The organism is Pseudovibrio sp. Ad37 (assembly GCF_001623075.1).
In the GTDB taxonomy this organism is placed as follows: Bacteria; Pseudomonadota; Alphaproteobacteria; order Rhizobiales; family Stappiaceae; genus Pseudovibrio.
Map to the genome: position 1 here is coordinate 47,206 of NZ_LMCF01000219.1, position 25,218 is coordinate 72,423.

The 25,218-nt window shown below is 50.8% G+C and carries 19 protein-coding genes and 1 tRNA gene; 7 read left to right on the forward strand and 13 right to left on the reverse strand.

Going from position 1 to position 25,218, the window contains the following annotated elements; all coding sequences use genetic code 11:
• The first annotated feature begins 248 nt into the window (after nt 1–248).
• Nucleotides 249–1,184, forward strand: a complete 936-nt coding sequence (locus PsAD37_RS24695; protein ID WP_084408110.1) for a metallophosphoesterase — start codon at nt 249–251, stop codon at nt 1,182–1,184.
• A gap of 79 nt (nt 1,185–1,263) precedes the next feature.
• Here PsAD37_RS24695 and PsAD37_RS24700 read toward each other — a convergent pair whose 3' ends face one another.
• From PsAD37_RS24700 to PsAD37_RS24745, 11 genes are all read right to left on the reverse strand, one after another.
• Nucleotides 1,264–1,893: a hypothetical protein gene (locus PsAD37_RS24700; protein WP_063298348.1), complete on the reverse strand. Its 630-nt coding sequence runs from the start codon at nt 1,891–1,893 to the stop codon at nt 1,264–1,266.
• Between the two features lie 310 nt (nt 1,894–2,203).
• Nucleotides 2,204–2,812, reverse strand: a complete 609-nt coding sequence (locus PsAD37_RS24705; protein WP_063298349.1) for a GNAT family N-acetyltransferase — start codon at nt 2,810–2,812, stop codon at nt 2,204–2,206.
• 94 nt (nt 2,813–2,906) lie between these two features.
• Nucleotides 2,907–5,081, reverse strand: a complete 2,175-nt coding sequence (gene flhA, locus PsAD37_RS24710; protein ID WP_063298350.1) for a flagellar biosynthesis protein FlhA — start codon at nt 5,079–5,081, stop codon at nt 2,907–2,909.
• A gap of 19 nt (nt 5,082–5,100) precedes the next feature.
• The gene (locus tag PsAD37_RS24715) at nt 5,101–6,474 is read right to left on the reverse strand and encodes a sigma-54 dependent transcriptional regulator (RefSeq protein ID WP_063298351.1); all 1,374 of its coding nucleotides are present in this window, start codon (nt 6,472–6,474) and stop codon (nt 5,101–5,103) included.
• Nucleotides 6,475–6,505: 31 nt separating this feature from the next.
• Entirely contained in the window at nt 6,506–6,844 is a 339-nt protein-coding gene (gene fliN, locus PsAD37_RS24720; RefSeq protein WP_153039854.1) for a flagellar motor switch protein FliN, read from the reverse strand.
• Between the two features lie 60 nt (nt 6,845–6,904).
• On the reverse strand, nt 6,905–7,585 hold the full coding sequence (locus PsAD37_RS24725) for a FliH/SctL family protein (RefSeq protein ID WP_063298352.1): 681 nt from the start codon (nt 7,583–7,585) through the stop codon (nt 6,905–6,907).
• A gap of 36 nt (nt 7,586–7,621) precedes the next feature.
• Complete coding sequence (locus PsAD37_RS24730) at nt 7,622–8,686, reverse strand: flagellar motor switch protein FliG (protein ID WP_063298353.1); 1,065 nt, start codon at nt 8,684–8,686, stop codon at nt 7,622–7,624.
• Nucleotide 8,687: 1 nt separating this feature from the next.
• A complete protein-coding gene (fliF, locus tag PsAD37_RS24735) occupies nt 8,688–10,334 on the reverse strand; it encodes a flagellar basal-body MS-ring/collar protein FliF (protein WP_084408112.1) in 1,647 nt (548 codons plus the stop codon).
• A 403-nt stretch (nt 10,335–10,737) separates the two neighbouring features.
• Nucleotides 10,738–11,016, reverse strand: a complete 279-nt coding sequence (locus PsAD37_RS27945; RefSeq protein WP_063300211.1) for a DUF1153 domain-containing protein — start codon at nt 11,014–11,016, stop codon at nt 10,738–10,740.
• Between the two features lie 125 nt (nt 11,017–11,141).
• Nucleotides 11,142–11,798, reverse strand: coding sequence for a flagellar hook assembly protein FlgD (locus PsAD37_RS24740; protein ID WP_063298355.1), 657 nt, complete (start codon nt 11,796–11,798; stop codon nt 11,142–11,144).
• Between the two features lie 23 nt (nt 11,799–11,821).
• Nucleotides 11,822–14,149 (reverse strand): flagellar hook-length control protein FliK, encoded by a 2,328-nt coding sequence (locus PsAD37_RS24745; protein WP_063298356.1) that lies wholly within the window; start codon nt 14,147–14,149, stop codon nt 11,822–11,824.
• A 455-nt stretch (nt 14,150–14,604) separates the two neighbouring features.
• On the opposite strand from PsAD37_RS24745, the gene mnmA reads away from it, so the two are divergent.
• The 3 genes from mnmA to PsAD37_RS24760 all read left to right on the forward strand — a co-directional run bounded on the left by mnmA (nt 14,605) and on the right by PsAD37_RS24760 (nt 19,764).
• Nucleotides 14,605–15,807 (forward strand): tRNA 2-thiouridine(34) synthase MnmA, encoded by a 1,203-nt coding sequence (mnmA, locus tag PsAD37_RS24750; protein WP_063298357.1) that lies wholly within the window; start codon nt 14,605–14,607, stop codon nt 15,805–15,807.
• Between the two features lie 364 nt (nt 15,808–16,171).
• Nucleotides 16,172–16,248: transfer RNA gene (locus PsAD37_RS24755), tRNA-Met, on the forward strand.
• 375 nt (nt 16,249–16,623) lie between these two features.
• Entirely contained in the window at nt 16,624–19,764 is a 3,141-nt protein-coding gene (locus PsAD37_RS24760) for an autotransporter domain-containing protein (protein ID WP_193778333.1), read from the forward strand.
• Between the two features lie 593 nt (nt 19,765–20,357).
• Here the strand turns inward: PsAD37_RS24760 and PsAD37_RS24765 are convergent.
• Both PsAD37_RS24765 and PsAD37_RS24770 read right to left on the reverse strand, forming a co-directional pair.
• A complete protein-coding gene (locus PsAD37_RS24765) occupies nt 20,358–21,014 on the reverse strand; it encodes a ChrR family anti-sigma-E factor (protein ID WP_063298359.1) in 657 nt (218 codons plus the stop codon).
• A complete protein-coding gene (locus PsAD37_RS24770) occupies nt 21,011–21,604 on the reverse strand; it encodes a sigma-70 family RNA polymerase sigma factor (RefSeq protein WP_063298360.1) in 594 nt (197 codons plus the stop codon). Before PsAD37_RS24770 ends, PsAD37_RS24765 begins: the two co-directional genes overlap by 4 nt.
• Nucleotides 21,605–21,750: 146 nt before the next feature.
• On the opposite strand from PsAD37_RS24770, the gene PsAD37_RS24775 reads away from it, so the two are divergent.
• The 3 genes from PsAD37_RS24775 to PsAD37_RS24785 are packed head-to-tail and all read left to right on the forward strand — an operon-like array spanning nt 21,751 to nt 25,189.
• Nucleotides 21,751–23,091 carry an NAD(P)/FAD-dependent oxidoreductase gene (locus tag PsAD37_RS24775; RefSeq protein ID WP_063298361.1) on the forward strand — a complete coding sequence of 447 codons (1,341 nt, stop codon included), beginning with the start codon at nt 21,751–21,753 and terminating at the stop codon, nt 23,089–23,091.
• Complete coding sequence (locus PsAD37_RS24780) at nt 23,088–23,948, forward strand: DUF1365 domain-containing protein (RefSeq protein ID WP_063298362.1); 861 nt, start codon at nt 23,088–23,090, stop codon at nt 23,946–23,948. The genes PsAD37_RS24775 and PsAD37_RS24780 overlap by 4 nt, the downstream gene beginning before the upstream one ends.
• Entirely contained in the window at nt 23,945–25,189 is a 1,245-nt protein-coding gene (locus PsAD37_RS24785; protein ID WP_063298363.1) for a cyclopropane-fatty-acyl-phospholipid synthase family protein, read from the forward strand. The genes PsAD37_RS24780 and PsAD37_RS24785 overlap by 4 nt, the downstream gene beginning before the upstream one ends.
• The last annotated feature ends 29 nt before the right edge of the window (nt 25,190–25,218 follow it).

Sequence of the window (25,218 nt, forward strand, 5' to 3'; positions counted from 1 at the left end):
AGATCGCAGGAGTAACACGTCATGCTTACTAAAGTTCTCGCTCGTTTCCGTCGTACAAAGCGCTTCCATTGGGCACCTGCAGTCAACTCTGCAAACACCCACGACACTGCTGTTTTGCGTCCGTCTTCTTGCCTTTAAGGCAAATTGGAAGTCAGCGTTGCCGATCTGTTAAAGGCGCTTGAGGGTAATTCCCAGAATTAAGGAAAACTCCTTGACCTCAGGCGCAATGCAGCGATGATGCGCAGGTTATGTTTAAGCTTGTACACATATCTGACCCACATCTGGGTCCATTGCCGGACGTTCAGCCAGTCCAGTTGGTCTCGAAGCGTATTCTTGGCTACATAAATTGGCGGCGCAACCGCGCCCATGCAATGACCAACTCTTATCTTGATGCACTGATACGCGATATTCACGCGCAGCAGCCGGATCATATCGCGCTTTGCGGAGACCTGGTCAACATTGCACTGCCCAAAGAAGTTGCTGGAGCCAAAGACTGGCTCGCAACCGTTGGCTCTCCCGAGACTTTATCCCTGACACCAGGCAATCATGATGCCTATGTCCCAGGCGCTTTAAAGCAAGCCTACGGCGCTTGGCGTCCGTATATGCAAAGCGACGCGGGTTTGGGACTGACACCGCCTCTGGGAACTGATCCCCACTTCCCGTTTGCGCGCAGACGAGGCAACGTCACGATTATTGGCCTCTCTACTGCCAAAGCAACTGGCCCTTTCATGGCCACAGGCCACATCAGCAGCAACCAGCTGCGCGAGCTGGCAGACCATTTGCGACGCGCAAAAGAGCGCGGTGATTTCCGCGTTGTCATGCTGCATCACCCGCCTGTACGCAACGCGACAGCCTGGTACAAGCGTCTGGTAGGCTCCAGCCGCTTCCGCAATGTCATTGCAGAACATGGCGCAGAGTTGGTTCTCCATGGCCATACCCACAGGGCAACCCGCATGGAAATCAACGGACCAGAAGGTCCGGTGCCGGTGATTTGCGTTCCATCCGCATCAAATGGTCTGAGTGGCCATAAGCCACCTGCTCGCTACAACCTCTTCACCATTGAAAAAGATGGCGATGGCTGGTCATGCATTATGGAAGAACGCGGTTTTACAACGGCAGGAGAAGGCGTGCATCACATCGCACAGCATGATCTGTCCATACCCAGCTTAAGGCAAGCAGCGTAAATCCTGAGCCTAAAACGTGGGGCTCGTTTTCAGATTAAAAGACAGAGAGGCATACTGATGCCTCTCACAAAGACAGCGCTTAGCCCGCAAAAGGGTTCGCATATAAAGCCAGCGCCACAAGACCCGCCGCCCCGATAACAGTTCCCAGCAAAAGCCCGCAGATCAGAATAAAGAAGTCACGCGCCTTATTGCGTTTGACCGCAACAGCTCTGCCTGCATTTTCCTGTTTAAGCTGATCCAGCCTCTTACCAGTTGGAACATCCTGCTGGCGAATGCGATTGAGCATCCAGTCTGCTTCCAGCGCACGTTCCTTCTCGATAATTCGCTCTGCAATGTATTCGGTGATGCAGTCCGCCATATCATCAATATCGGCAGTCTCAAGCAAAACCATCCGCCCCAGACGGGTCTCCTTGACAAAGCGATAGGAATGGCGGTCACGACCCATCAACACATGACTGGTCATGTCGATCCATAGGCGTGGCTGGGTACCGGGAACGATCTGGAAGGCAAACTGGTCGTCGTCTTCAGGAACTTCCTTGAACACATCAATCAGCTCTTCGCTGAGCAATTCAAGGCGTGCTTTCTCGCTCTCCTGAAGGCTCACAACAACGTCTGTCCGTTCCATCTCCGCAACACGCACTTTGCGAATACTATCTCTCAGCGACCGCACCTTCTCATGAGGCACAACGTTGTCATGTAGCTCTGACATGGCAGCTCCCGAATATTCGGTTGAACTCACCCCGTTTCAACCGCCCCCAACCTACGTACAACCAATCGATTTGCGTGCAGCCCTCACACATCGTCCACGATTAATCCAAGGTACATGGTAAAAGGAAACTAACACATCCTAGATAAAACTCTAATGAAACCTCATTAACTGTCCCGTTTTGGGCCACTTTTCCAACACCGACCCTGAGGGGTTTCCGCTGCACAATTTAGGATTGTAAAAGACAAGCAGTACGCGCGAGCGCAAGTGTGTCAGGCTTACCGGATACTCCTAGCCTTCAACCTGCTCTGCCCTATGGCAAAAAAGGAATGTGAGGAGCGCAGGATCGATCAAGAATCTCATTCAGACGCGGATCATCAGCAACCTCAATGGACCGCTTGAAGGGCTTAAAGCCACTACGCAGATAAAATTGCAGCGCCTGTGGGCTATCCCCTGTGCATGTGTGTAACCAGAAGCGCTTTACCTCAGGACGAGAGAAAGCCTTGTTGATCGCGTGGTTCATCAGCCAGCGGCCAGCACCACCACCAACAGCTTCTGGCACTAGCCCGAAATAGCTCAGTGTGACTTCATCTTCCTTGGCAACATTCAACTCAAGCATTCCCACAGGCTCACCGTTCTTCATAGCCCAGTAAAACTCATTGGTCGGCTTGCTCAGTGTCGCCTCCAGTTCAGCGTCATTCATCACCAAACGACCAAACCAAAGCCACGGCTCACCCACACGTTTAAAGAGGGCTCTATACTCGGTAATGTCGATCTCGCCGGCCCGTTCCAGCGTAAGGTCAGGCCGCTCAATCGGCTTGAGAGCGGGCTTCTCCAACATCTCCAGATACGTCACCACAGTCGCGACTTTGCCTTCTGGCAAGTCTGTGTATCCATCAAGATCCAGTTGAATATGCGCCATCTCGCTCTCTCAAATTCGGAAGAAACAATTCACTCTGGGTAACTGGAAGCAAGAAAGGCCGCAAGTGTCCCAATCTCACGAAACACTTGAGATCCTATATGCTTGCCACTGTTTTCAGGCGTGCACGCGGGTGAACTTCGTTCTGGCTCATAACAAACGTATGCGCTCTAAACCGCTCAACAATAGACCGCACGAATGGACGTGATTGAGCTGAGCATAACAGCACAGGGACTTCCCCCTGATTGGCCGCCGCATCATAAGCATCACGAACCAAACCAACGAACTCCTGCAGCTTGGAAGGTGCCATAGCTAACTGCCGATCATCTCCATCCCCAATGATGCTTTCAAGAAATGCAGACTCCCATACAGGGCTCAGGCTGATCAAAGGCAAATAACCACCGGGCGCCTGATTGGCAGAGCAGATTTGGCGTGCCAGACGAGTACGAACATGCTCCGCAATGGCATTCGGGTTCCGCGTTGAACCAATCGCCTCCGCAATCCCTTCCAGAATTGTTCCCAGATCACGAATGGAAATGCGCTCTTCCAGCAGAGCCTGCAGCACACGCTGAATACCAGAGATGGAAATCTGGGTCGGAACGATATCTTCCACCAGCTTGGATTGCTCTTCATCCAGCTTTTTCAACAGAACCTGAACATCTGCGTATGTGAGCAGCTCAGAGATGTGAGACTTGATGGTCTCCGTCAGGTGCGTAGAAATAACCGTTGCAGGATCAACCACCGTATACCCAAGCAGATTGGCTTCTTCGCGATACTGCGCTTCCACCCAGGTCGCAGGCAAACCAAAGGTCGGCTCAGTGGTATGTGTCCCCGGCAGGCGAACCTGCCCACCAGCAGGATCCATCACCATAAACTGGTTCGGGAACAGGGACCCACCACCTGCGTCCACTTCCTTCACCTTGATCATGTAATCATTCGCGCCAAGCTGAATGTTATCAAGGATGCGCACAGACGGCATGATCACGCCCATATCAGAGGCAATCTGACGACGCAGCGCTTTGATCTGCTCGGTAACCTGATCCGTTTCCTGCTTATTACGCCCATTAATGATTGGCAGCAGTGCATAACCAAGCTCAATCCGCAGCACATCCATTTTCAGGCTGTCGGAAATTGGCGCTTCCTGCGGCTCCTCAGGCACTTCAGCTTCTACTTTTGCAGCGACTTCCACCGCTTTTTCGACAGCATGCTTCTTACTTGCTTGGCGCGCCAGATAACCAGCAGCACCCGCCAATGCCAGGAACGGCAACATCGGCATACCCGGCAAAAACGACAGCACAACCATCACAAACGCAGACATGCCAAGCGCTTTAGGATAGCCGGTAAACTGTCGGACAAGCGCCTTATCAGCAGCACCCTCAACACCCGCTTTGGAAACAAGAATACCAGCAGCAGTGGAAACGATCAGTGCCGGGATCTGAGAGACCAGACCATCACCAATCGTCAGCAGCGTATAGTTTTCGGCAGCTTGAGCGAACGTCAGGTTCTGCTGCATCACACCGATAACGATACCGCCAATCACGTTGATGAACGTGATCATCAGACCGGCAACGGCATCACCGCGCACAAACTTAGAGGCACCATCCATGGAGCCGAAGAAGGTGGATTCAGATTCCAGCTCTTTACGACGGGTCCGTGCAGTCTCTTCATCAATTAGGCCAGCACCCAAATCCGCATCAATCGCCATCTGCTTACCGGGCATAGCATCCAGCGTAAAGCGGGCAGAAACTTCTGCGATACGGCCAGAACCTTTTGTAATAACGATGAAGTTCACAATCACAAGGATTGCAAAGACGATAATCCCGATCACGAAATTACCGCCCATCACAAAGCTACCGAAGGCCGCAATCACATTGCCTGCAGCATCAGACCCTTCATGTCCGTGCGCCAAAATCAGTCGCGTTGAGGCCATATTCAACGACAATCGCAACATGGTCGCAATCAACAACACAGTCGGGAATGCGGAAAATTCCAGCGGTTTCTGAATGAATAGCCCCACCATCAGAATCATCACGGAAAAGATGATCGAAATCGCAAGGAACATATCCAGAAGCATCGCAGGCATCGGAACAATGAGCATCACAAGGATGACCATCACACCTGCAGCAAGCCCAAGGTCGCCTTGTTTTATGGCGCCCCAAAGGTCTTGGAAAAAGGCTGAACCACCAGCAGCACCTAATCCGGGCACGCGAGCAGCAGAAGGAACGCTGTCGCTTCCTCCTTGAGCCGCTTTTGTATTTGTCTCTTCAGACATCGCCGCGCCCTATCCGTTCTTATGCGTCTGCAGTGCCCGCGCGTGCTTCGCCTGGACCCGGAACTTCAACACCCTCTTTGGTGTAAAGGTTCAACTTGTTGCGAAGCGTGCGGATCGAAATACCAAGGATCTTTGCAGCGTGGGTACGGTTCCCCAAACAATGATCCAGCGTATCCAAAATGAGATCACGCTCCACATCAGCAACGGTACGCCCGACCATATCGCGCGAGACAGCTTCAGCTGCATGGGCTGCCCGCGCAGCCGTTTGCTGACCAGCCCCCATGGCGATTGGGGACCCATCCGGCATGCGAATAGCGTCTGCATCAATCTCGCTACCAGAGGAAAGAAGAACAGCGCGGTGCATGGTATTTTCCAGCTCGCGTACATTTCCTTTCCATTGGTTAGCCAACAGAAGTTGACGGCCTTCCTGAGAAACTGGCAGTGCCTTGGTACCATTCGCCTTGGCATAAATTTCGATGAAGTGGCTTGCCAGCTCCAGAATATCTGCTGGCCGCTCTCGCAGCGCTGGCAGCTTCAGGTTCACCACGTTCAAGCGGTACAGCAAATCTTCACGGAAGCCGCCATTACGCACTTCCTCAGCCAAATCGCGGTTGGATGTCGCGATGATGCGAATATCAACGGGAACTGGACGGCTACCGCCAACACGGTCAATCACCCGCTCCTGAATAGCGCGTAGCAGCTTGGCTTGCAGACGAACATCCATTTCAGAAATTTCGTCAAGCATCAAGGTGCCGCCATTGGCTTCCTCAAACTTACCAACACGGCGCGCAACAGCACCGGTAAAGGCACCCTTTTCATGACCAAAAAGCTCGGATTCAAGAAGATGCTCAGGAATGGCAGCACAGTTGATGGAGATAAAGGCCTTATCAGCACGACTGGACTTGCTGTGCAGGAAGCGGGAAATCACTTCCTTACCAGACCCGGACTCACCCGTAATCAGAACCGATGCATCAGATGGAGCCACCTGCTCCGCCAACTTGATCACACTCGCCATGGCCGCGTCGCGATAGATTAGGTCTTCGCGCTCTTCCGTAACAGCAGCCAGCACAGCAGCAATCAACTCCGGATCAGGAGGCAGCGGAATGTATTCCTTTGCTCCAGCCCGAATGGCAGACACAGCCGCGCGCGCATCCGTTCCCAACCCGCACGCAACGAGTGGCACATGGATACGCTCGCGTTCTGTCAGCTCCACTAGCTGACCGATATCTTCATTGACATCCACCATCAGAAGATCCGCACCCTGACCAGAGCGCAAGACTTTCATGGCCTCAGGAACGCCAGGCGCATGGGTAACAGAGGCCCCCCGCTCCATCGCGATCTTGGTTGCGGTCGTCAGCTGACCGCCAAGGGTCCCAACGATCAAGAGTCGCATGTCAGTTCCTTTCCATTACGCCCCATGACAATCACTTATCCGCTTTGATGATTTCAGTCATGGTGACACCAAGCTTATCTTCCACGAGCACAACTTCTCCGCGCGCAATTAGCCTGTTATTCACGTAAACGTCGATGGCCTCACCCACTTTCCGGTCGAGCTCCATAACCATCCCGGTATCCAAATGCAAAAGGTCGGAAACCTTCATCTTTGTATGTCCAAGCACAGCAGCCAGTTGGACCGGAACATCAAAGACAGCTTCCAAATCCTCAGCTGCTTTAATGCCACCTGCACCTTCTTCATCCAGGCCACCAGCGCGCTGGGTACTCTGGTGTTGGTCCAGCACCATTCCCTGTTCATCACTGCTCATAATCAACCTTTCTGATCCCGCACCGACCATAGCCAGCCCGGTCATAGGCAAAAACTAAAATCACGCTGCTCGACTCGCCCGCTCACGGGCGTCGAAATGAGATTTTATGACTTGTTCAATATGCTCAACCGTTTTGCGACGATCACGAATAATTCCGCCATCCGGCCATTCGATCCGGCAATCACCGCGCGACATGCTCTCTGACTTCACAACATGCACCTTGCCTTCAAAGCTGCTGTTCAGAACCAGACCATCAACCATGTCTTCCAGCGCATGCGTATCTTCTGTCGGCACCTCAATCAAAATCTGAGGGATCTTGCGCAGAGGAGCCAGACATTCGGCAAGCAATGCCACAACTTCAGCAAGCGGCTCACGCGCAATAAGGTGACTGCAAAGACGGCGCGCAATCAGAAAACACATAGAAACCAGGTTCTGCTCTTGAGCGCGGATCTGGCTTTCAAGATCACCAAGAGCAACTTCAAGTCGGTCCCGCAACACTACCAGTTCTTCCTGTGCACTCAGCTTCTGCTGCTCGGCAATGGCCTGCCGGGCCTGCATCTCACCACGAACAAACGCAGCCTCTTCAGCAGCTTTTAAAAGCTGCTTGTGCTCAGCAACTGTAATAGTAGGCTCCAGCGGAGGGAGGTCTTCGACTATTGCTGCGGCCTCAGCCTCATCGATCGATTTAGTATCAAACAAAAAGCGTCGCCGCACGGCACCTTGAGGCATCACAGTAACCATCAGCGGGCCTCCAGTGATCGCGAAGAAAAGGAACGATTAGTAGACAAACTCTTCCTCTCCTTTCTTCTTGTTAATGCTGATTTCACCAGTGGCTGCCAAATCTTTCGCCTTCAGGACAAGTGAGCTTTGCGCCTCATCTACATCGTGCAATCGAACTGGTCCCATACCTTCCATGTCTTCCTGAAGCATCTTTGCTGCACGCGATGACATGTTGGCCGTAAAGAACACAACAGCAGTTTCAGAAGCTCCTTTGAGAGCCATGGCCAGCTGATCCTTCTCAACATTGCGAAGCAAGGTCTGACAGGCAGCGGAATCTAGTTTCAACAAGTCCTCGAAGGTGAACATCAAATTGCGGATACGCTCTGCAGACTCGCGACTATCTTCTTCCAGTGCTGCCAAAAAGCGGCCTTCGGTCTGCCTGTCGAAATTATTGAAGATGTCTGCCATCATTTCGTGGCTATCACGACGACTGGTCTGGGACAGGTTCGACATGAACTCGACCCGCAGTGTCTGCTCAACCTTCTCCAGAATATCCTTCTGAATAGACTCCATACGCAACATGCGGTTCACCACATCCAGCGCCAGCTCTTCATTCAGCAGAGCCAGAACGCGAGCCGCATGGTCGCTCTGAATTTTGGAAAGAACCACTGCAATGGTCTGCGGATACTCATTCTTCAGGTAGTTCGCCAGAACGTTTTCAGGAACGTTTGAAAGCTTCTCCCACATGTTCCGACCTGCAGGACCTCGAATTTCCTCCATAATGATCGCAACACGATCAGTTGGCAGGAAAGAGTTCAGCAGGCGCTCCGTAACATCTACGTTGCCATTCAACGCACCCCGGGTGGAAAGTCGCTTCAGGAAGTCAACAAACAGCTCTTCAAGCATGGTCGGCGTAACAGGACCAAGGCTCGCCATCGCGCTGGAAACCTGACGCACTTCTATTTCATCCAGCCCGGCCCAAATGGCCTTCCCATACTTCTGCCCAAGCGCCAAGAGCAGAACGGCTGCGCGCTCTGCTCCCCCAAGCTCTCGTTCAGCTATTCCGGATGAGACTGATAAGGCTTGCGCTGTCGATTCCTGCGGCTGTATCTCCTCACTCATCCTACGCTGCCTCGTTCAACCAACCGCGAACGATATTGACCGCTTCGCTCGGAGAATCTTCAATCAACTCACTTATTTGCTGAATTGAGCTTTGATGGAGAGCTGCCTGCATTTTGGCATCTTCAATCCATTCTGCTGTTGGCATTTCAGAAGGAACCTCCTCCATTTCACCAACGACACCTCCAATTTGCGCAGGGCCCTCAGCGACCAATGTGCCATCTGGCAGCATCTGAACACCGCGTTCTGCCGCCGCAGCTCTCTCTTCTTCTTTAGCAAGAATACGCTTCATCAGCGGAGAGACTGCGAAGATCAACAGCAAGATGGTGATCACAAACAGAACACCCAGCTCAGCAAATTTCATGATGTCAGCACGTGTAAAGTCGAACAGCCCGCCTTCGCTATCACCAAAGTCCTGAAGAGGAGCTTCGACAAAGCGCATGTTGACCACTTCAACATTGTCACCGCGATGTTTGTTAAAACCAACTGCAGTTCGAACCAGAGTAGCAATTTGCTCCAGCTCATCTTTACTGCGTGGCTGATAGGTCTGCGTGCCATCCTCACTGGTTGTATAGGTACCATCAACCAGAACCGCTACAGATAACCGTTCCAGACCACCAGCTTCATAGATCTCAGTCACTGTACTCTTGGAAATCTCATAATTCAGGATTTCCTCGGAAACATTCGAAGCATCTTTGGACCCGGTTGCACTGCCAGCTGCGTCTGCGTTCGGCAGCTGGTTGCCGACAGAAACCGTCTCCTCACCATTGGAGGAAGATGCGTTCTCTTCTTTACTCTGAGAAGAACGCAGCACCTGCCCATCAGGATCAAACAGCTCCTGTGTCTCGGTTTTGCGGTTATAGTTGATTTCTGCTGCAACCCGAACACGAGCACGCCCGGTTCCAACGACGTTATTGAGGATCTCTTCAACCTGTTGCCGCAGGCGAGCCTCCATTGTCGAACGTCGTTCATCCAGCGAAGAGCCGCCAGCAAGTCCCTCTTTATCGCCGGTTCCGCTGGCAAGCAAAGTGCCGCGCTCATCAACGATAGAGACGTAAGAAGGTTCCAGTCCTTCAACTGCCGTCGCAACAAGATGCTGAATGGCACGGATCTGCCCACCAGACAAAGAACCCTGCACCTTAATTGCAATCGAAGCTGTTGGCGGTTCCCGGTCACGCTGGAACAACTGCTTTTCAGGGATTACCAGATGAACACGCGCAGAAGAAATCCGGCTAATGCTGCGAATGGTTCTGGAAAGTTCCCCTTCAAGAGCTCTGAGGCGGTTCAGGTTCTGCACAAAACTGGTTGCACCAAGCGTATCTGTCTTGTCGAAGATTTCATAACCAACACCACCGCCTGATGGCAGGCCAGCTTCCGCCATTGTCATGCGCAGGCGATGAACGTTCTCCTGAGGGACAAGAACACTACGTCCGTTGACACCCAACTCATAAGAAACACCTTGAGATTCAACCTGACTAACAATCGCTGCAGCATCTTCAAGAGTAAGGTCCGTGAAGAGTGGCACCATCTGCGGTGCTGTCGCGCGAACAATGATGAAACCGAACAGGCCGATCAACGTAACAGCCATCGCCCCCATCGCTGCCAGTCGCGCGGGCCCAAGTCCTTTCAAGAAGTCAAGGATTCCACTCACAGTTGCCGCCCCGTACGTTCAAATCGCTCATTCAAAATGTACCAGCAATACTCTCAACACCTTGGAAATCGGCGTGAATTGCCCCTGATTTGCTGGTAGGTAAAAATTGCCCGCCTTAGAGTTAACAAAAGGTTAATAAAACCCTAATAATCGGTAAACGGGAAATCTACCCACAAAGAAGCATTGTGGAATATCGCAGGAAAGGCCTTTGACTAGGCTTTTGAAGAGTCGAATGAATCTTGTGCGGCCTGTTCGGCAGATTTTGCCGAAGCAGTTAAGACATCATGGTTAATCTGTAAAATTGTACAAAATGTGGCTTCCACATACAAAAAGGCCGGCTGAGACAGCCGGCCTTTTCAGAACCTCAAACCTGTTTGGGTATTACACCCTTTTTGCCTGAAGCCTACTGGTCACGATAGTCCTGAACGCGTGTAGCTCGCAAGCCAGCTAAACCGTGTCGGTCAATCGAATTCTGCCAAGACAGAAATTCTTCAACCGTCAAAGTATACCGATTACATGCTTCATCCAGAGACAACAAGCCTCCGCGCACAGCCGCAACCACTTCAGCTTTTCTTCTGATAACCCATCTCTTTGTAGAGGTAGGAGGAAGATCCGCTATCGTCAGAGGGCTCCCATCGGGGCCGATGACGTATTTTACTCGTGAACGTATATGTTCGGTCATTCTACTCTCACACAAACCATGACCAAGCTGAGGACGAGAATAGAACAAGGCACTTAAAATTTGGCTAAGCCCCCATCAATGTTTTGGTAAGATTCATAACCGGGGATCTTAGTGGATATTAACTACTACAGAATTCCATTGACTCCAGTGACCTCACCCACAGGAATTTTGAGATCCCCCATGTGTAGAATAATGTCGCCAGTGCTGAAGTCCACGGCGTCCACTTTCCCTTTCACTTCGGTCTGAACAGCGAAAGGCTCGCCATTGGCATCCTGGGTAATAATATCAATGGAATAGGCGCCATCATCAGCTTTTGTGCCGTTTGTCGCCACGCCATCCCATTCAAAAGTATTGTCACCTTCCTTCAGATCAATCTCTTCCTGATAGACCTCAGCACCCTCACTATTTTTAACAGTAATGGTTGCCTTACCTGCAGAAACGGCATCAAGATTCCAAGAAGCTTTGTCATCCTTGAGCTGCGCTGTCGCACTCTGAGCAGTCACTTCCTTACCGATATAGTTTACAAACTGACTCGCACTTTGCGTTTTGAGCTGAGTCAGCTGTTCCTCTAATTTCTCAGTAGTTGCAACCTGTTGCTCAACCATCGTGTATTGAACCAGCTGATTCGTATATTCAGCCGAATCAAGAGGCTCCAACGGATCCTGATTTTGCACCTGCGTGGTCAGCAACGAGATAAACAGATCAAAGTTTGCATTGATGCTGTTCTGGGTACTTACGCCAGAGGTGTCCGCATTCGGTGTCAGAGCATTAATTGTAGTCATTGTCTATTTCCTCGTGCGCGGCATCAAACCGAGATATCCAGTCCACCAGCGCGGGCAGCACTATTTAAATTATTCTGTGCGAGATAGTTTTCTTCTGGCAACTCAGCGCCTTCTGACGCTCGATCCAGCTGCCCAACATTTGCCTGTCGGTTCTCTTGCTGATCCGAAGTCTGCGAGCCACGCCCTCCAAGTGAGAACTGAAGAGAGCTCTTATCGCTTTCGATCCCAGCTTCCTGAAGAGCCTTCTCCAACCCGCGTTGATCTCGCTGCAAAAGTTCAAGAGTTTCAGGTCTCTCAACAATCAGATGCGCCCGTACGCGGCCATCCTTACTAAATTCCAGAGAAACATCGACCCCACCCAACTCTTTTGGGTCAAGCCGGATTTCAAAACGATCAACGCCGCCACTTGCCTGACGGGCAATCTCAGGCCACACAGCATTCGCAACATTCCTCAGCGTAGAGGTTGGCAGAGAGCCCATTGAACGGAATGCAGAGTCAGAATGTGCAGCAGTGCTGGAGGTTGCTTCAGAACTTTCCCAATCAAGCTCAGCTTCGGGTCCATCCAACGGACCAGCTGCAAGCCCCCAACCGATTGCCGTTGTTGAAGCAACCTGCTCATTTGCCTGTGGCACCTTCACCTGAATACTGACAGAGGGCGCAGTATTTTTCTTGTCAGCGGATACTGCCTGATCAGCAGGCTTGGTCAGTGCATTCGTAAGGTCATCGGCCTCCGGAGCATCACTAACCTCCGTGACTGCTTCAGTACTCGCTGTCACTTGCACAGCTCCACCAGCAGTTTTGTCTTTTCCAGCCAACGGGGTCGCAGCAGTCGTCACAGCAGCATTCCGGCTCACCTGTTCCGCAGAACGGACACCCGCTTCACTCCCTTGAACAGAGGCGACATCAACAGCCTTCTGTACCTGCGAAGCTTGGCCATTCTTTTCTAAAGGCACATCAGGCTTGGAAGTCACATTCGGGAAAATGATGTCACCATCACCTTCAACAGATGCGGCCTGCGCCGCACGCTGTTGATTGCCGACAAAGCTTGAACCAGCACGATCAGTCTGCCGGACAAGCACAGGCTTTTCTAAGGAAGCGTCTGTATCACCCTCAATGGCATCAACAAGAACATCGCCCCGAGAAGACTGAACAGCTCCCTTAACCTCTACAGATTGCGGCTGAACAGGTTCGGATTGAGCTTTGACACTCTTCACGTCTTGCGCTGTTGCTAGCTCACTGACCTGACGACCAACAACAGGTTGCGATGACTGAACATCCGCTTCACGAGCCGGCGCAGCGGTCTTTTCGACAGGAGCGCTGACGGAGTTAGCGGTTGTGCCAACGCTACCGCTCTCTGAAGACGTGACAATACGATTATCAACTGCATTTGCGACTTGCTCTGCCTTAACCGCATTGTTCGCTGGCTGAACTTGCGGTGAAGCAGCAGAATTCTGGGACTGCTCAGAGACCTCTGAAGAACGTGCAATCAGCTCAGGAGAAACCTTAGCCACTTGATCTGAAGCCGGGAGTTCCAGCGCATTTAACTGAGGCCCAGATGAACCACCTTGTTTGACAGTGGTATCCTGCCGCTCGGACGTCACGCCCGGTTGCAAATCTGAGGCATTCCGAGTGTTGTCTTTAGATTCCTGCGCAGCACTGACAACGCCTGCCTCTTGAGCAGCAGCGCCTGCCTGAGCCGTTATCGGTCTGTCATCCGCCTGCGGCAAGATCTGCCCACCACTCTCGGTCTGCTGTAAGGTACCAAGATTTGCAACAGCACTCTCACCTGTCTTGGAAGAGATAGCCTCTCCCTCACCTACAACAGGAGCAGCGTTTTGGACATTAGCGACCGGTTGATCGACTTCCGCTCCGCCTGCTTTCTCCGCTAAGGCTGGCTGGCTGCCTACTTCCTGGACCTTTTGTGGCAAAGCAACAAAAGGTGTTTTCGCTTTCTCTTCGCCACCATTGAAAAGAAGCGCTTCATCATTAGTCGTCGCAACTGCCCCCAATCCCGGAACCGCGCCTGACAATGGCACCTGAGAAACAGTGGGAAGCGGCAGTTCACCAGCCAAACCAGCAACTGCACTCTCACCATTTTCATCCTTGATGAGATTTGGGCTTAAAACCGAAAGATCGCCGCCAGTAGTTAACGCACCAGAGAAGAGATCCACTGCAGTTGCCGCTGCACCATCTCCCTCAGAAGCTTTGGCGAGAAGACCGGAGAAAGTATCGGCATTTTGGCCGAGCACACTCTCACCAAGCAGCGCATTACCACCTTGCCCCACAACGGGGCCTAAAGGCGTTTGTGGCTGAACAGGACCGGTTAAACTCAGCAAAGCAGATTGCGACATATATTCCTCAAACTACGCAGCACACACCATCAGCAACGATGGTCAAGACATCTTGCGCGCAGATATGCAATTAGTGGGCCAATCACAAAATCAAGAAAATATAAACAATTTCAAATAGATAAATTAAATTCAATATTTCAAGGAACAGACAACAAGATCATTTATTGCCCCTGCCTCGGCAACAAATGCCCAGCAAGTAAAAACATCAATCAAAAAGATTGGCCTTCCGTCGAGTTTTAGGTATATTCCCGCCAACTAGCACGCTCGAAGCGTACGCATGCGAAGCGTTTAAAAGAGAGCCCGCGTTTAGCCATCGCCAGAGCGCAGCAAGCACTAAGCAAGCAAAAGAAACTAATCTGCGCTTCAGACTTCAATGTCTCCCAGGATTGAAATCTGCTCGTGATGTTATAGATACGGCTCTCACTTAAACGCGCCTACAGGATGAGGTAATTGGAATGCTAAACAGTCTTGGCCTGCCCGGCCGCCCAGAAGACACACGGGTGGTTGTTGCCATGTCAGGCGGCGTTGATTCATCGGTTGTTGCCGGAATGATGAAACGCGAAGGCTATGATGTGGTCGGCGTCACTCTACAGCTCTACGATCATGGCGAAGCAATCCAACGCAAGGGCGCTTGCTGCGCCGGGCAAGACATCCACGATGCCCGCCGTGTTGCAGAAAAACTCGACATTCCGCATTACGTTCTGGATTATGAATCCCGCTTTAAAGAGCAGGTCATCGAACGCTTCGCGGACAGCTATATCAATGGCGAAACGCCGATTCCATGCGTAACATGTAACCAGACCGTCAAGTTCAAAGACCTTCTGGAAACTGCCAAGGACTTGGGCGCTGATGTGCTGGTCACAGGTCACTATGTCCGTACAGGCGTGGAAGGCAATCAGCTTGCCATGTTCCGTCCTGTCGATCTGGACCGTGATCAAAGCTACTTCCTGTTCGCAACAACACAGGAACAGCTCGATTTTCTGCGCTTCCCATTAGGTGGCATGACCAAACCAGAAGTTCGCGAACTTGCGCATGAGTTTGGACTGGCAATTGCTGACAAGCATGACAGTCAGGACATCTGCTTTGTGCCAGAAGGCCGCTACACAGACGTTATTGCCAAGCTTCGCCCGCACGCAGCAGAACCTGGTGATATCGTGCATGTGGATGGCCGCATTCTTGGCCGACACAACGGCATCATCCATTACACCATCGGTCAACGCCGCGGTATCGGAGTTGCAACTGGTGACCCTCTCTATGTTGTTCATCTGGACGCAGATGGACGACGCGTGATTGTTGGTCCGCAAGAAGCGTTAGCAACCCACAACCTGCTGCTGCGCGAAGTAAACTGGATTGGCTCAGGTACACTGGATGATCTGCCGGAAGACGGCATCACAGTTTATGCAAAGGTCCGTTCTACCCGCCCACCAACAGAAGCCATTCTGCGCAAGAGCGGCGAAAACATTTTTGTCGAGCTGGTAGCAGGCGAATTCGGCGTGGCCCCAGGACAGGCTTGCGTTTTCTTCGACAAAGACGGCCAGGAAGCACGCGTTCTCGGCGGCGGTTGGATCCAGCGCGCTGAGAAGCAAGAAGGCGCAGAAGCAGCCCTCAAAGCACTGCTCGGAAAAGGCTGGGAAGCAGCAGGCTTTCCTGCAGGCTAAAGCATTGCCAAACTGACCGAATTATTCAAAACGCCCCGCCTGACCTGATCGTCACCGGGGCGTTTTATTTTGATCTGTCCAGCTTATGCCTTGCGCAGCCCCAATACGACATCACTCCACAAATCCCAGAAAAGCCACTCCGAAATTTCCAACTTGGCAAAAAATGAGATTTTCTTGTTCCTGACAACTGCAACTGGCAGTTATTGCTCTACGAAATTGGCATTAACCCTAGGTTTTCATGGAGTTTTTCACAAGAGATCATATTTCCACAAAACTTACCCAAGAACGCTTGACGCCACCCCTCTTGGGCCTTATACACCCCTTCACAGCGCGGCGGTCAACACCGCAACATAGCGCACCGGATGGCGGGGTAGCTCAGTTGGTTAGAGCAGCGGAATCATAATCCGCGTGTCGGGGGTTCAAGTCCCTCCCTCGCTACCACCATTTTCCCAAATGCAAATACAAAATCCAAGGTAGCCTGATTAGCATTTCCGCGGTTACTACTCTAAGAAAGCACAATTCGGCATACGGCTAGCCGTAGAAACAAAAAAGCCGACTGTATAAGTAATATAGAGCTGACGGTGTTTCCACTTTTGACAGACGACCCGCAGAGAAACACGAGCAATGAGGCAGTCTTCTAAATATATATTTTTATAAATACTTTTCTCTTGATCGCTAAAATACCATTAACTAAAACAACCAAAGATTGTTATCATTTTTTGGATTCTTAGTATGTATTTCCAGCAATTCACCAAATTGGGAAAGAGCAAAAATCTGCATCTCTCCCTCCTTTCTAAAACTGCACTTGTGAGCGCCTTGCTCAGTCTTTCGGCCGCCTCTGTTCCGGTAGCACATGCTGAAGAACTAATAGACACCGATCAAACCGTTAGTGGCTCAACTGGTGGCACATTAGAAAACCCACTCTCATCAGACCTCATTATCGTAAGTTCTTCCAATGGTAACACCTTAACAATCTCAGAAGGTGGATCAGTCCTGTCATTTCTAACATTGATTGGTGATCAGGCTGGCAGTTCCGGATCTGTAGTTATTGATGGAACCAACGATGCCGATGGTGTCACATCACAACTCATGTCAGGTGGTATTGCAGTTGGAGCTGAAGGTGGGACTGGAACGCTGACCATCTCCAATGGTGCTCTGGCATATAGCTATACAGGCATCATTGGCGCAGCGGAAAAGTCGGTTGGTTCCGCCGTCGTCTCTGACGACTCTATTTGGGTCATCGGAGATCCAGTGGGACTTCTGTCTGAGGAAGAAGCCGCACAATATGACCTATTTAAGCTTCTTTATGTTGGAAGGAAAGGGGAAGGCTCGCTATCCATTGAAAATGGCGGTCACGTTAACACTCCTCAACTGATTATCGGTCAGTATGATGGCTCCACTGGCACCGTCTCCGTCACCAGAGAAGGCTCTCAACTAGATTCAACCTTTCTGGCCGTTGGCGGTGAAGCAGGCCAAGGTGAGCTAAAGATATCTGACGGTGCATCGGTCTTTGGCTATCACGCTCGGATTGGTGAAATGGAAGGCGCTGATGGCAGGGTATCAGTCTCTGGCGCAGGGTCTCAATGGATTGTAGCTGAATCCGATCTGTTACAGCGTAATGACGACCTGGCTGGCTTGCCTGAAGGAATATGGGTGGGGCGCGAAGGCAATGGCTCATTAATCGTTGAAGATGGCGGCTATGTAGAGACGCAGCAGCTTATAATAGGTGAACATGCGACATCAACTGGAAGTGCTGCAATTTCCGGCGCGAGCTCTAAGTTAGATGTGTCAGAAAACCTATATGTAGGTCTGAATGGCTCTGGTTCACTCACCGTTGAAAATGGGGCGGCCTTTTCGACTTATGAGGGCCTAATCGGAGGGGATTATGACAATAACTCCACCGTAGGTACAGGTTCTGTTATCATCACTGGCAAGGGCTCCTCGTGGTCCAATACTGGCTTTATTGACGTAGGCTCCAATGGCGAAGGCTCCTTGGTTATCTCAGATAGCGGCTCAGTAGCGAGCGAGGACATGTATGTTGGCTATAACCAAGAATCCAACGGCGATATTCAAATAACAGGTGAAGGCTCACGCTTGGACGTTCATGATGGCTTGGAGATTGGGTGGGCTGGAACAGGCTCAGTCACAATTAGCGACAACGGCGTTCTTTCAGTAGGCGACGGTGAAGCAACTGTTCGCTTAGCTGTTCAACAAGGCTCCTTTGGTACCCTTAATATTGGCGCAGCCGCAGACGCGGAAGCCGCTGCTGCTGGCTACTTGGAAGCCGCTGAAATCAATTTTGGTGCTGGCGAAGGTTTATTGGTCTTCAATCACACCGATGAAGCCTATGAGTTCGGCACCTCATTAACAGGTAATGTCGATCTTGCCTTTATCTCTGGTAATACGAATCTTGCTGGTGATTACAGCAACATCGGGGAGATTACCGTTAGCGGTGGTGGCACTCTTTCCGTTAATAAAAAAGCTGGTGACATCGTTGTTGGAGATAGAGGCACACTCGGCGGCGTAGGTACGGCTGTCTCTGTTACGGTAAATAGCGGTGGTACGCTCGCTCCAGGTAACTCTATCGGCACACTCACAGTGAGTGACTTGGTCTTTAATGCAGACAGTGCCTACAACGTGGAAGTACATAGAGATGGTGATAGCGATCTGACAATTGCGTCAAATACACTTGGCTCAGGCACCGTTGATATTATTGATGGAGCCTCCGTAAATGTCACTCCAGAAAATGGGGCAGACAACGGCTTCTCTTACAATCCAGCAACGACTTATACGATCATTACTGCTGATGGTGGCTTGACAGGAGAGTTCAGCAATATCTCCGATAGCTTCCTGTTCTTGGATTCTGCGTTAAGTTATGACGCAAACAATGCATTCTTGACACTCACCCGTAACGCCAATGCAATCGCAAGCTTGGTAGAGACTGAGAACCAGAAAGCCACTGCAGGCGCACTAAAAACTCTCACATCTGGCAGTGTTTTTACTGGTTTCATGAACCTGACGAATACGCGCGATGTATCAACTGCTCTGGACGCCCTCTCTGGTGAGATACATGCCTCTGTAAACGGTGTATTAATCGAAGACAGTCGCTTTGTTCGCGAAGCAGCACTGGCCCGTACCATCCAAGGTGCTCCGCAAGTCTGGGGCGAAGCTTACGGTGCTTGGGGCAACTGGGACGGAGATAAAAACACAGCATCTGTTGACCGTCGCGTCGGTGGTTTCCTGATGGGTATTGACGCTCCAATAAATGAAACATTGAGTGCTGGCTTTACCGCTGGATACGGTAACAGTTCTATCGATGTTGACGAGCACCAGTCTTCTGCATCAATCGGTTCCTACCATCTGGGTGCATATGGCGTTGCAAACTTCGGCGCAACATTGCTTAAGTCCGGCATTTCCTATTCGTTGAACCAGATTGACATCGACCGTACAGCTACCTTCTCTGAGGACCTGACAGCGGATTACAATAGCAATACCTTCCAGCTGTTCACCGAAGCTGGTTACCGTGTTGAGACTAGTCTGGTAAACCTCACACCAATTGCAGGTCTGGCCTACATCAAACAGCATACTGAGGGTTTTGAAGAAAAAGGTGGCGATGCAGCACTCTCTGTCGACTCATCTTCAACCAACACTGCAATCAGCAACCTTGGCTTGAGAATTGAGAGAACGTTTGCTGTTGCTTCCATGAGAGGCTCCTTTACAGGCTCCGCAGCATGGCAGCATGTCTACGGTGACAATGTTGCTACCTCAACTAATAAACTTGGAGGCGAAAGCTTCACAATAACAGGCGCATCCTTCGGTCGCGACACAGCCATCGTTGATGCAGGGCTTCAACTGCAGTTGACAGAAAACGCAATCTTGAGTGTCAATTATGATGGCCGATTTGCAGAAGATGTGCGAGACCATGGTGTACGAGCTTCATTTGCAGCGAAATTCTAAGCAACACCAAATTCATCTTTAAAAATCGTGTGGGATGCTGCTTATGTATCCCACACTTTTAGTATGTTGCCGAAACTGAAATAATCTTCACGTTCAGCTCAACACACATGACAAACAGCTTGGATAAAGCGGAAACATGAAGCACAAAAGACGGGTTATTCTTGACCTGTCCACTTCGTCATCTTGTGAAGATACATATTTCATTTGTTCTTCCTATCCAGCCATATCTGAATTGCAAACTTCTATCTAATCTCAGTTTTTCCAGATACATTTGTGGTCTTTGAGCTCTGTCTCCGTCTTTACAAATCTCAAATTTTCTCCTTTTTCCGGCCAACAATGACCACTCCGACTATTCATTTCGAAGGTCACAACAAAGCTCTTGAGAAAGGTACTTTCCATAGGAATCATAATCCGCGTGTCGGGGGGCAAGTCCCTCCCTCGCTATCATCTCTCTTCAAACGAAGATTGAGACGACAAGGCACCGCAAGGTGTCTTTTTTGTTTTCAAATAACTTGCGATCAATCATATGTTGTCATCTTCAACTAACGTAAATCATCAACTGTCTTCCAAGCAGCTACAGCCACAACATCAGATCAGATCCCGAAGAGTGGCTGCAAAAGCTTGGGAAAGAAGCCTTTGAAGTCGAGTGGAGCGTCGGTCACAGCAAGGCAGATGCAGTCTTCTTCTGTATCTGCAATTGGCTGATGATGCACATGCTCGTCTGCTTCCTGGACATCGCCGATCTTATAGCGTCCGGTCTCATCACTGAACGACCCTTGCAGCACCAGTGTCATTTCTGATCCGTGGTGCGAATGCTCAGGCGTGACAAACCCCGGAGACAGTTTCAACAAACGTGCACTTTCACCTTCGCTCGACTTAATCGGCAAAATGAACTGTCGGATCCCCGGACCAACCATCTTCCATTTGATGCCGCTGTATCCATGCCCCAGCACATCCCACAGCGCCGATGGCACGCCTTTCTCAGGCTTGGGTTCAGCCAGATAGGCACCCATCGAAAGTGTTGGTTCATTTTCAACTCGGGCCATCAGAAGATCGAACATGTCGTCAGAAGGTTTTTGTTGCTCGCCCGTTTGAAGCATAGCACCTGCAAGAGCTTCCGCTTCAGCTACGCGGGCCTTACACCCTTGGCAAAGCTCCAGATGACAGGAGACAAGCAACGCATGCCCTGCCGGCAAAGAGCCAGTCGCATAGGCCCATACAATTTCATCGCTGAGGTGATGGTTGATCATAGGTCCACCCCTTCCAAAAGTTTCCGTAAACGCGCCAGAGCCAGCCTCATCCGAGATTTGACAGTTCCCAGCGGCAATTCCAAGTACTGAGCAATTTTTGAGTGGCTGGCGTCTTCATAAAACGCCAATTTGATAATGGCCGATTGCTCCGCCGGCAAAAGGGGAAGAGCTTTCTTCACCCGTTCGCTGAGCTGTGATTGGTGATGGTCATCAATCTGGGTCTCTTCTCCAACCAACTCATTGGCAAAAAACTGATCATCTTTGTAAAGATACCGCCGCTCTTTACGAAAACGATCAATCCGAAGGTTACGGGCAATCGTGTAAATCCAGGTCGATGCGGAAGCCTTACGACTGTCAAACATCTCTGCCTTTCGCCAAACGATGACAAAAGTTTCCTGAACCAGCTCCTCCGAAAGCTCCGAGGTTGCTCCACCTTTCAGAAAGTAAGTCTTAAGACGCGGAGCGAAAAACTCGAAGAGCTGTCGGAAGATCTCCCGCGAACGCTCTTGACCGAGAGATAAAAGCAAAGCGCTTAAATCTGCGGAGGTCAGGCTGTTCTCGCTCTCACCATCATTGTTTTGAAGCTGCATCGTAATCATCGCTCTGCAAACCGCCAAATTGTCTCACATAGTCTTTTTACCAAACAGTTTGTCAATTGGATCATTTTTTCCTGCCTAAGGTGATCCATTTCCAATCAACGCTCCTAAAAAGAGAAACTTTAGATTGGATGTGAGCTATGAAAATCGCAGTCATTGGGAGTGGAATTGCCGGCCTTTCCGCAGCTTGGCTTCTCTCGAAAAGCCACAATGTAGATGTCTATGAAAAGGACGATCGCCTTGGCGGGCATGCCAACACACAGAATGTGAAAATTGCCGGCGAAGACGTCGCCGTCGATACCGGCTTCATCGTCTACAACGAGAAAACCTATCCCAATCTGACTGCACTTTTCAATCATTTGGATGTTCAGACAGACCCAACCGAAATGTCCTTCGCAGTTTCTTTGGAACAAGGATCACGAGAGTATTCTGGCTCAGGTTTGAAAGGCCTGTTCGCCCAGAAATCTAACCTCTTCCGCCCCAGCTTCCTGCGCATGATTTCGCAGACGCTCCGCTTTTACAAAGAAGCACCTCAAGACGCTGGTGATCCAAAACTCCAGTCAACATCACTGGGCAGCTATCTCAGCCAAAACAACTATTCAGCCACTTTCATCAATGAGCATCTGCTTCCCATGGGAGCAGCCATCTGGTCCATGCCCCCACAGCAGCTTCTGCAGTTTCCATTCCGCGCGTTCATCGGCTTTTGCAACAATCATGGACTCTTACAAGTGCGTGACAGACCACAATGGCGCACCGTTTCAGGCGGGTCGCGCAACTACGTTCAAAAATTCGGCTCAGAGATTTCCGGCAAAGTCATTTTGAATGCCGGTATTTCAGATATCCAGCGCAAACCCGGATCAATCAAGGTTTACTCGAGAAACGGTCACGCAACCTCCTACGATCATGTCGTGTTTGCCTGTCACTCTGATCAAGCACTTGCACTGCTCAATGCGGAAGGCAATGCCTCTCGCGCTGAACGTCAGATCCTCGGATCAATCCGGTATCAGCGAAACATCGCCATTCTGCATCGCGACATTTCTCTCATGCCGAAACTCAAAACAACCTGGTCCGCATGGAACTTCATTGGCAATCAGATGGGAAACAATGCTCTGTGCGTGACGTATTGGATGAATGCCCTTCAAAGACTGAACACCTCTGAGGATGTGTTTGTCACCCTCAACCCAAGCCATCAGCCTGCTGAAGGTTCCGTACTGCGAACCTTCCAATATTCCCACCCGGTTTTTGATCAAACTGCATTATCCGCTCAAAGGCAGCTTTGGCAAATTCAGGGAGAAAGGCGGACTTGGTTCTGCGGGGCTTACTTGGGTTATGGCTTCCATGAGGACGGATTGCAGTCTGGTTTGGCCGTGGCCGAAGCACTTGGTGACGTCCAGCGACCATGGACATGCGATAATCCCAACGGACGCATTGGCCTGCCTGAAGACTGGCCCTACGGAAGTTATCAGGAGGCTGCGGAATGATCCTGACAGGACGACAGCAGGAAGCCTCAAATGCACCGCTCAGGATCTACCTGGGCGATGTGGTGCACTGCCGTCATGATCAGATCAAACACAAGCTCAGCTATAAAGCCGTTTCCTTTTCAATCGACATCGACCGATTGCAAGACGTGAACCAGATATCGCACTTGCTGTCCGTCGACCGGTTCAACCTATTCAGCTTCCATCCATCAGACCACATGGAAGAAGGTCATTCATCCCTACGCGATTATGTAGAGGCTGTGTTGAAACAAGCGCACATAACCGCCATTCCCGAACAAATGCGACTCCTCGCCTACCCTAGATTTTTAGGAAGAGCCTTCAATCCAATCAGTGTGTTCTACTGCTATTCGAAGAGCAGATTGGAAGCCATTCTTTATCAGGTTCGAAACACCTTTGGTGACATGCACCATTACGCCGTTGAAATAGCGCCATCTGAACATCAAGGCATTGAACAGGCCTACCGCCACTCATGCCCAAAAAACTTCCATGTGTCACCGTTTCTGGAAGTCTCCGGCCACTATCATTTTGTTGCGCGTCCTCCAACAGATCATGTGTCACTCATCATACGACTGACACAGAACAGCGCGCCTGTATTAACCGCTAGTTTTCAGGGAAAGCAAAAGGCAGCAACAACCACGCGCCTTCTGAAGATTGGCCTGCAATACTTCCAAAATTCGGCAAAAATCCTCGGCCTCATTCATTTTGAAGCTCTAAAGCTCTGGATCAAAGGTGCCCGCTTTTACAAGCGACCATCACCGCCTGCATCCATCGTAACGGGTATGCACAAGCAAGCTCCGGCACTCAAAAAGACAAAAATTCACTCAGGGAGACAACCATGACACTCAGAGATCACTCCTCCCTCAGTCCACTAACCCACGCAAAAACGACGGAGCTTAACCTCTCCTCAAAACTCTGGAAGACATTGCTGGACCGTGTGCTCCACCGTCTCTCAGAAGGTCATTTGTGGATCATCCTTCCCAATGATCAAATGCTTTCCTATGGCAACCCGTCCGGGAAAGGTCCGGTCGTAACCGTAAAGATTTTAAACACTCGCCTTTTATGGAGGCTTCTTTCCGGTAACTCACTCGCACTGGCCGAAGGATATCTGGAAGAAGATTGGCAATGCAGTGACCTGAGGTCCCTGTTCGATTTGCTGGTGGCCAACAAACAGATCATGCAGTCCGTCACAAAACGCGGCATCCTCTCACGCGCTTTCGCCCGCTTGCGCCATTTGGCAAATGCAAATACATTGAACGGCAGCAAGCGCAACATCGCGTTCCACTACGATCTTGGAAATGACTTTTACAGCCACTGGCTCGATGAGACGATGACCTACTCATCTGCTTACAAGCTAAAACAGCACGAAACACTCGAAGACGCCCAGCGTAGAAAGTACGATCGTGTCTTGCAGATGACCGATACACAACCAGACCAACAAATTCTGGAGATTGGCTGCGGTTGGGGTGGCTTTGCTGAACATGCCTGCACTGCCGGACGTGATGTGCACGGCATCACACTCTCACAGGAGCAGCTCAGATTTGCCCAATCCCGCCTTCAATCCCAAGAAACTGACGGAAGTGCATCCTTCGAACTGCGCGACTATCGCGAAACGCAAGGCCAGTACGACGCCATAGTCTCAATCGAGATGATCGAAGCGGTGGGTGAAGAGAACTGGGCCGGTTATTTTGAAAAGCTCAAGTCTCGCCTGAAACCGGGGGGCACTGCTGTCATTCAGGCAATTCTCATCTCTGACGAAAAGTTCCATAGTTACCGCAAGAACGTTGATTTCATTCAGCGCTACATCTTCCCGGGAGGTTTGCTCCCCTCAGCTAAGGAACTTGCAAGGCAGATTGAGCAACAAAAACTGCAACTCGTGACACGTGAGTTCTTCGGTGCAGACTACGAGCAGACACTCATACGTTGGAGAAAGTCGTTCTTCCAGAGCTGGCCAGAAATCGCCAAGCTGGGCTACGACAACCGCTTCAAGCGGATGTGGCATTACTATCTGGCATATTGTGAGGCTGGCTTTGCTGAGGGAACCATCAATGTTGGCCTGTTTCAGATCAAAAAACCAATTTGACGAAGTTGAAGTTGGGCCAGACAGGCCCA

Bases quoted from the DNA above. Each gene is read 5' to 3' on its own strand.
- PsAD37_RS24725 (WP_063298352.1), bottom strand. From the start codon at position 7,585: ATGGTTACTGTGATGCCTCAAGGTGCCGTGCGGCGACGCTTTTTGTTT.
- PsAD37_RS24715 (WP_063298351.1), bottom strand. From the start codon at position 6,474: ATGCGACTCTTGATCGTTGGGACCCTTGGCGGTCAGCTGACGACCGCA.
- PsAD37_RS24785 (WP_063298363.1), top strand. From the start codon at position 23,945: ATGACACTCAGAGATCACTCCTCCCTCAGTCCACTAACCCACGCAAAA.
- PsAD37_RS24705 (WP_063298349.1), bottom strand. From the start codon at position 2,812: ATGGCGCATATTCAACTGGATCTTGATGGATACACAGACTTGCCAGAA.
- mnmA (WP_063298357.1), top strand. From the start codon at position 14,605: ATGCTAAACAGTCTTGGCCTGCCCGGCCGCCCAGAAGACACACGGGTG.
- PsAD37_RS24770 (WP_063298360.1), bottom strand. From the start codon at position 21,604: ATGCAGCTTCAAAACAATGATGGTGAGAGCGAGAACAGCCTGACCTCC.
- PsAD37_RS24695 (WP_084408110.1), top strand. From the start codon at position 249: ATGTTTAAGCTTGTACACATATCTGACCCACATCTGGGTCCATTGCCG.
- PsAD37_RS24765 (WP_063298359.1), bottom strand. From the start codon at position 21,014: ATGATCAACCATCACCTCAGCGATGAAATTGTATGGGCCTATGCGACT.
- flhA (WP_063298350.1), bottom strand. From the start codon at position 5,081: ATGTCTGAAGAGACAAATACAAAAGCGGCTCAAGGAGGAAGCGACAGC.
- PsAD37_RS24740 (WP_063298355.1), bottom strand. From the start codon at position 11,798: ATGACTACAATTAATGCTCTGACACCGAATGCGGACACCTCTGGCGTA.
- PsAD37_RS24745 (WP_063298356.1), bottom strand. From the start codon at position 14,149: ATGTCGCAATCTGCTTTGCTGAGTTTAACCGGTCCTGTTCAGCCACAA.
- PsAD37_RS24775 (WP_063298361.1), top strand. From the start codon at position 21,751: ATGAAAATCGCAGTCATTGGGAGTGGAATTGCCGGCCTTTCCGCAGCT.
- fliN (WP_153039854.1), bottom strand. From the start codon at position 6,844: ATGAGCAGTGATGAACAGGGAATGGTGCTGGACCAACACCAGAGTACC.
- PsAD37_RS24700 (WP_063298348.1), bottom strand. From the start codon at position 1,893: ATGTCAGAGCTACATGACAACGTTGTGCCTCATGAGAAGGTGCGGTCG.
- PsAD37_RS24780 (WP_063298362.1), top strand. From the start codon at position 23,088: ATGATCCTGACAGGACGACAGCAGGAAGCCTCAAATGCACCGCTCAGG.
- PsAD37_RS27945 (WP_063300211.1), bottom strand. From the start codon at position 11,016: ATGACCGAACATATACGTTCACGAGTAAAATACGTCATCGGCCCCGAT.
- PsAD37_RS24730 (WP_063298353.1), bottom strand. From the start codon at position 8,686: ATGAGTGAGGAGATACAGCCGCAGGAATCGACAGCGCAAGCCTTATCA.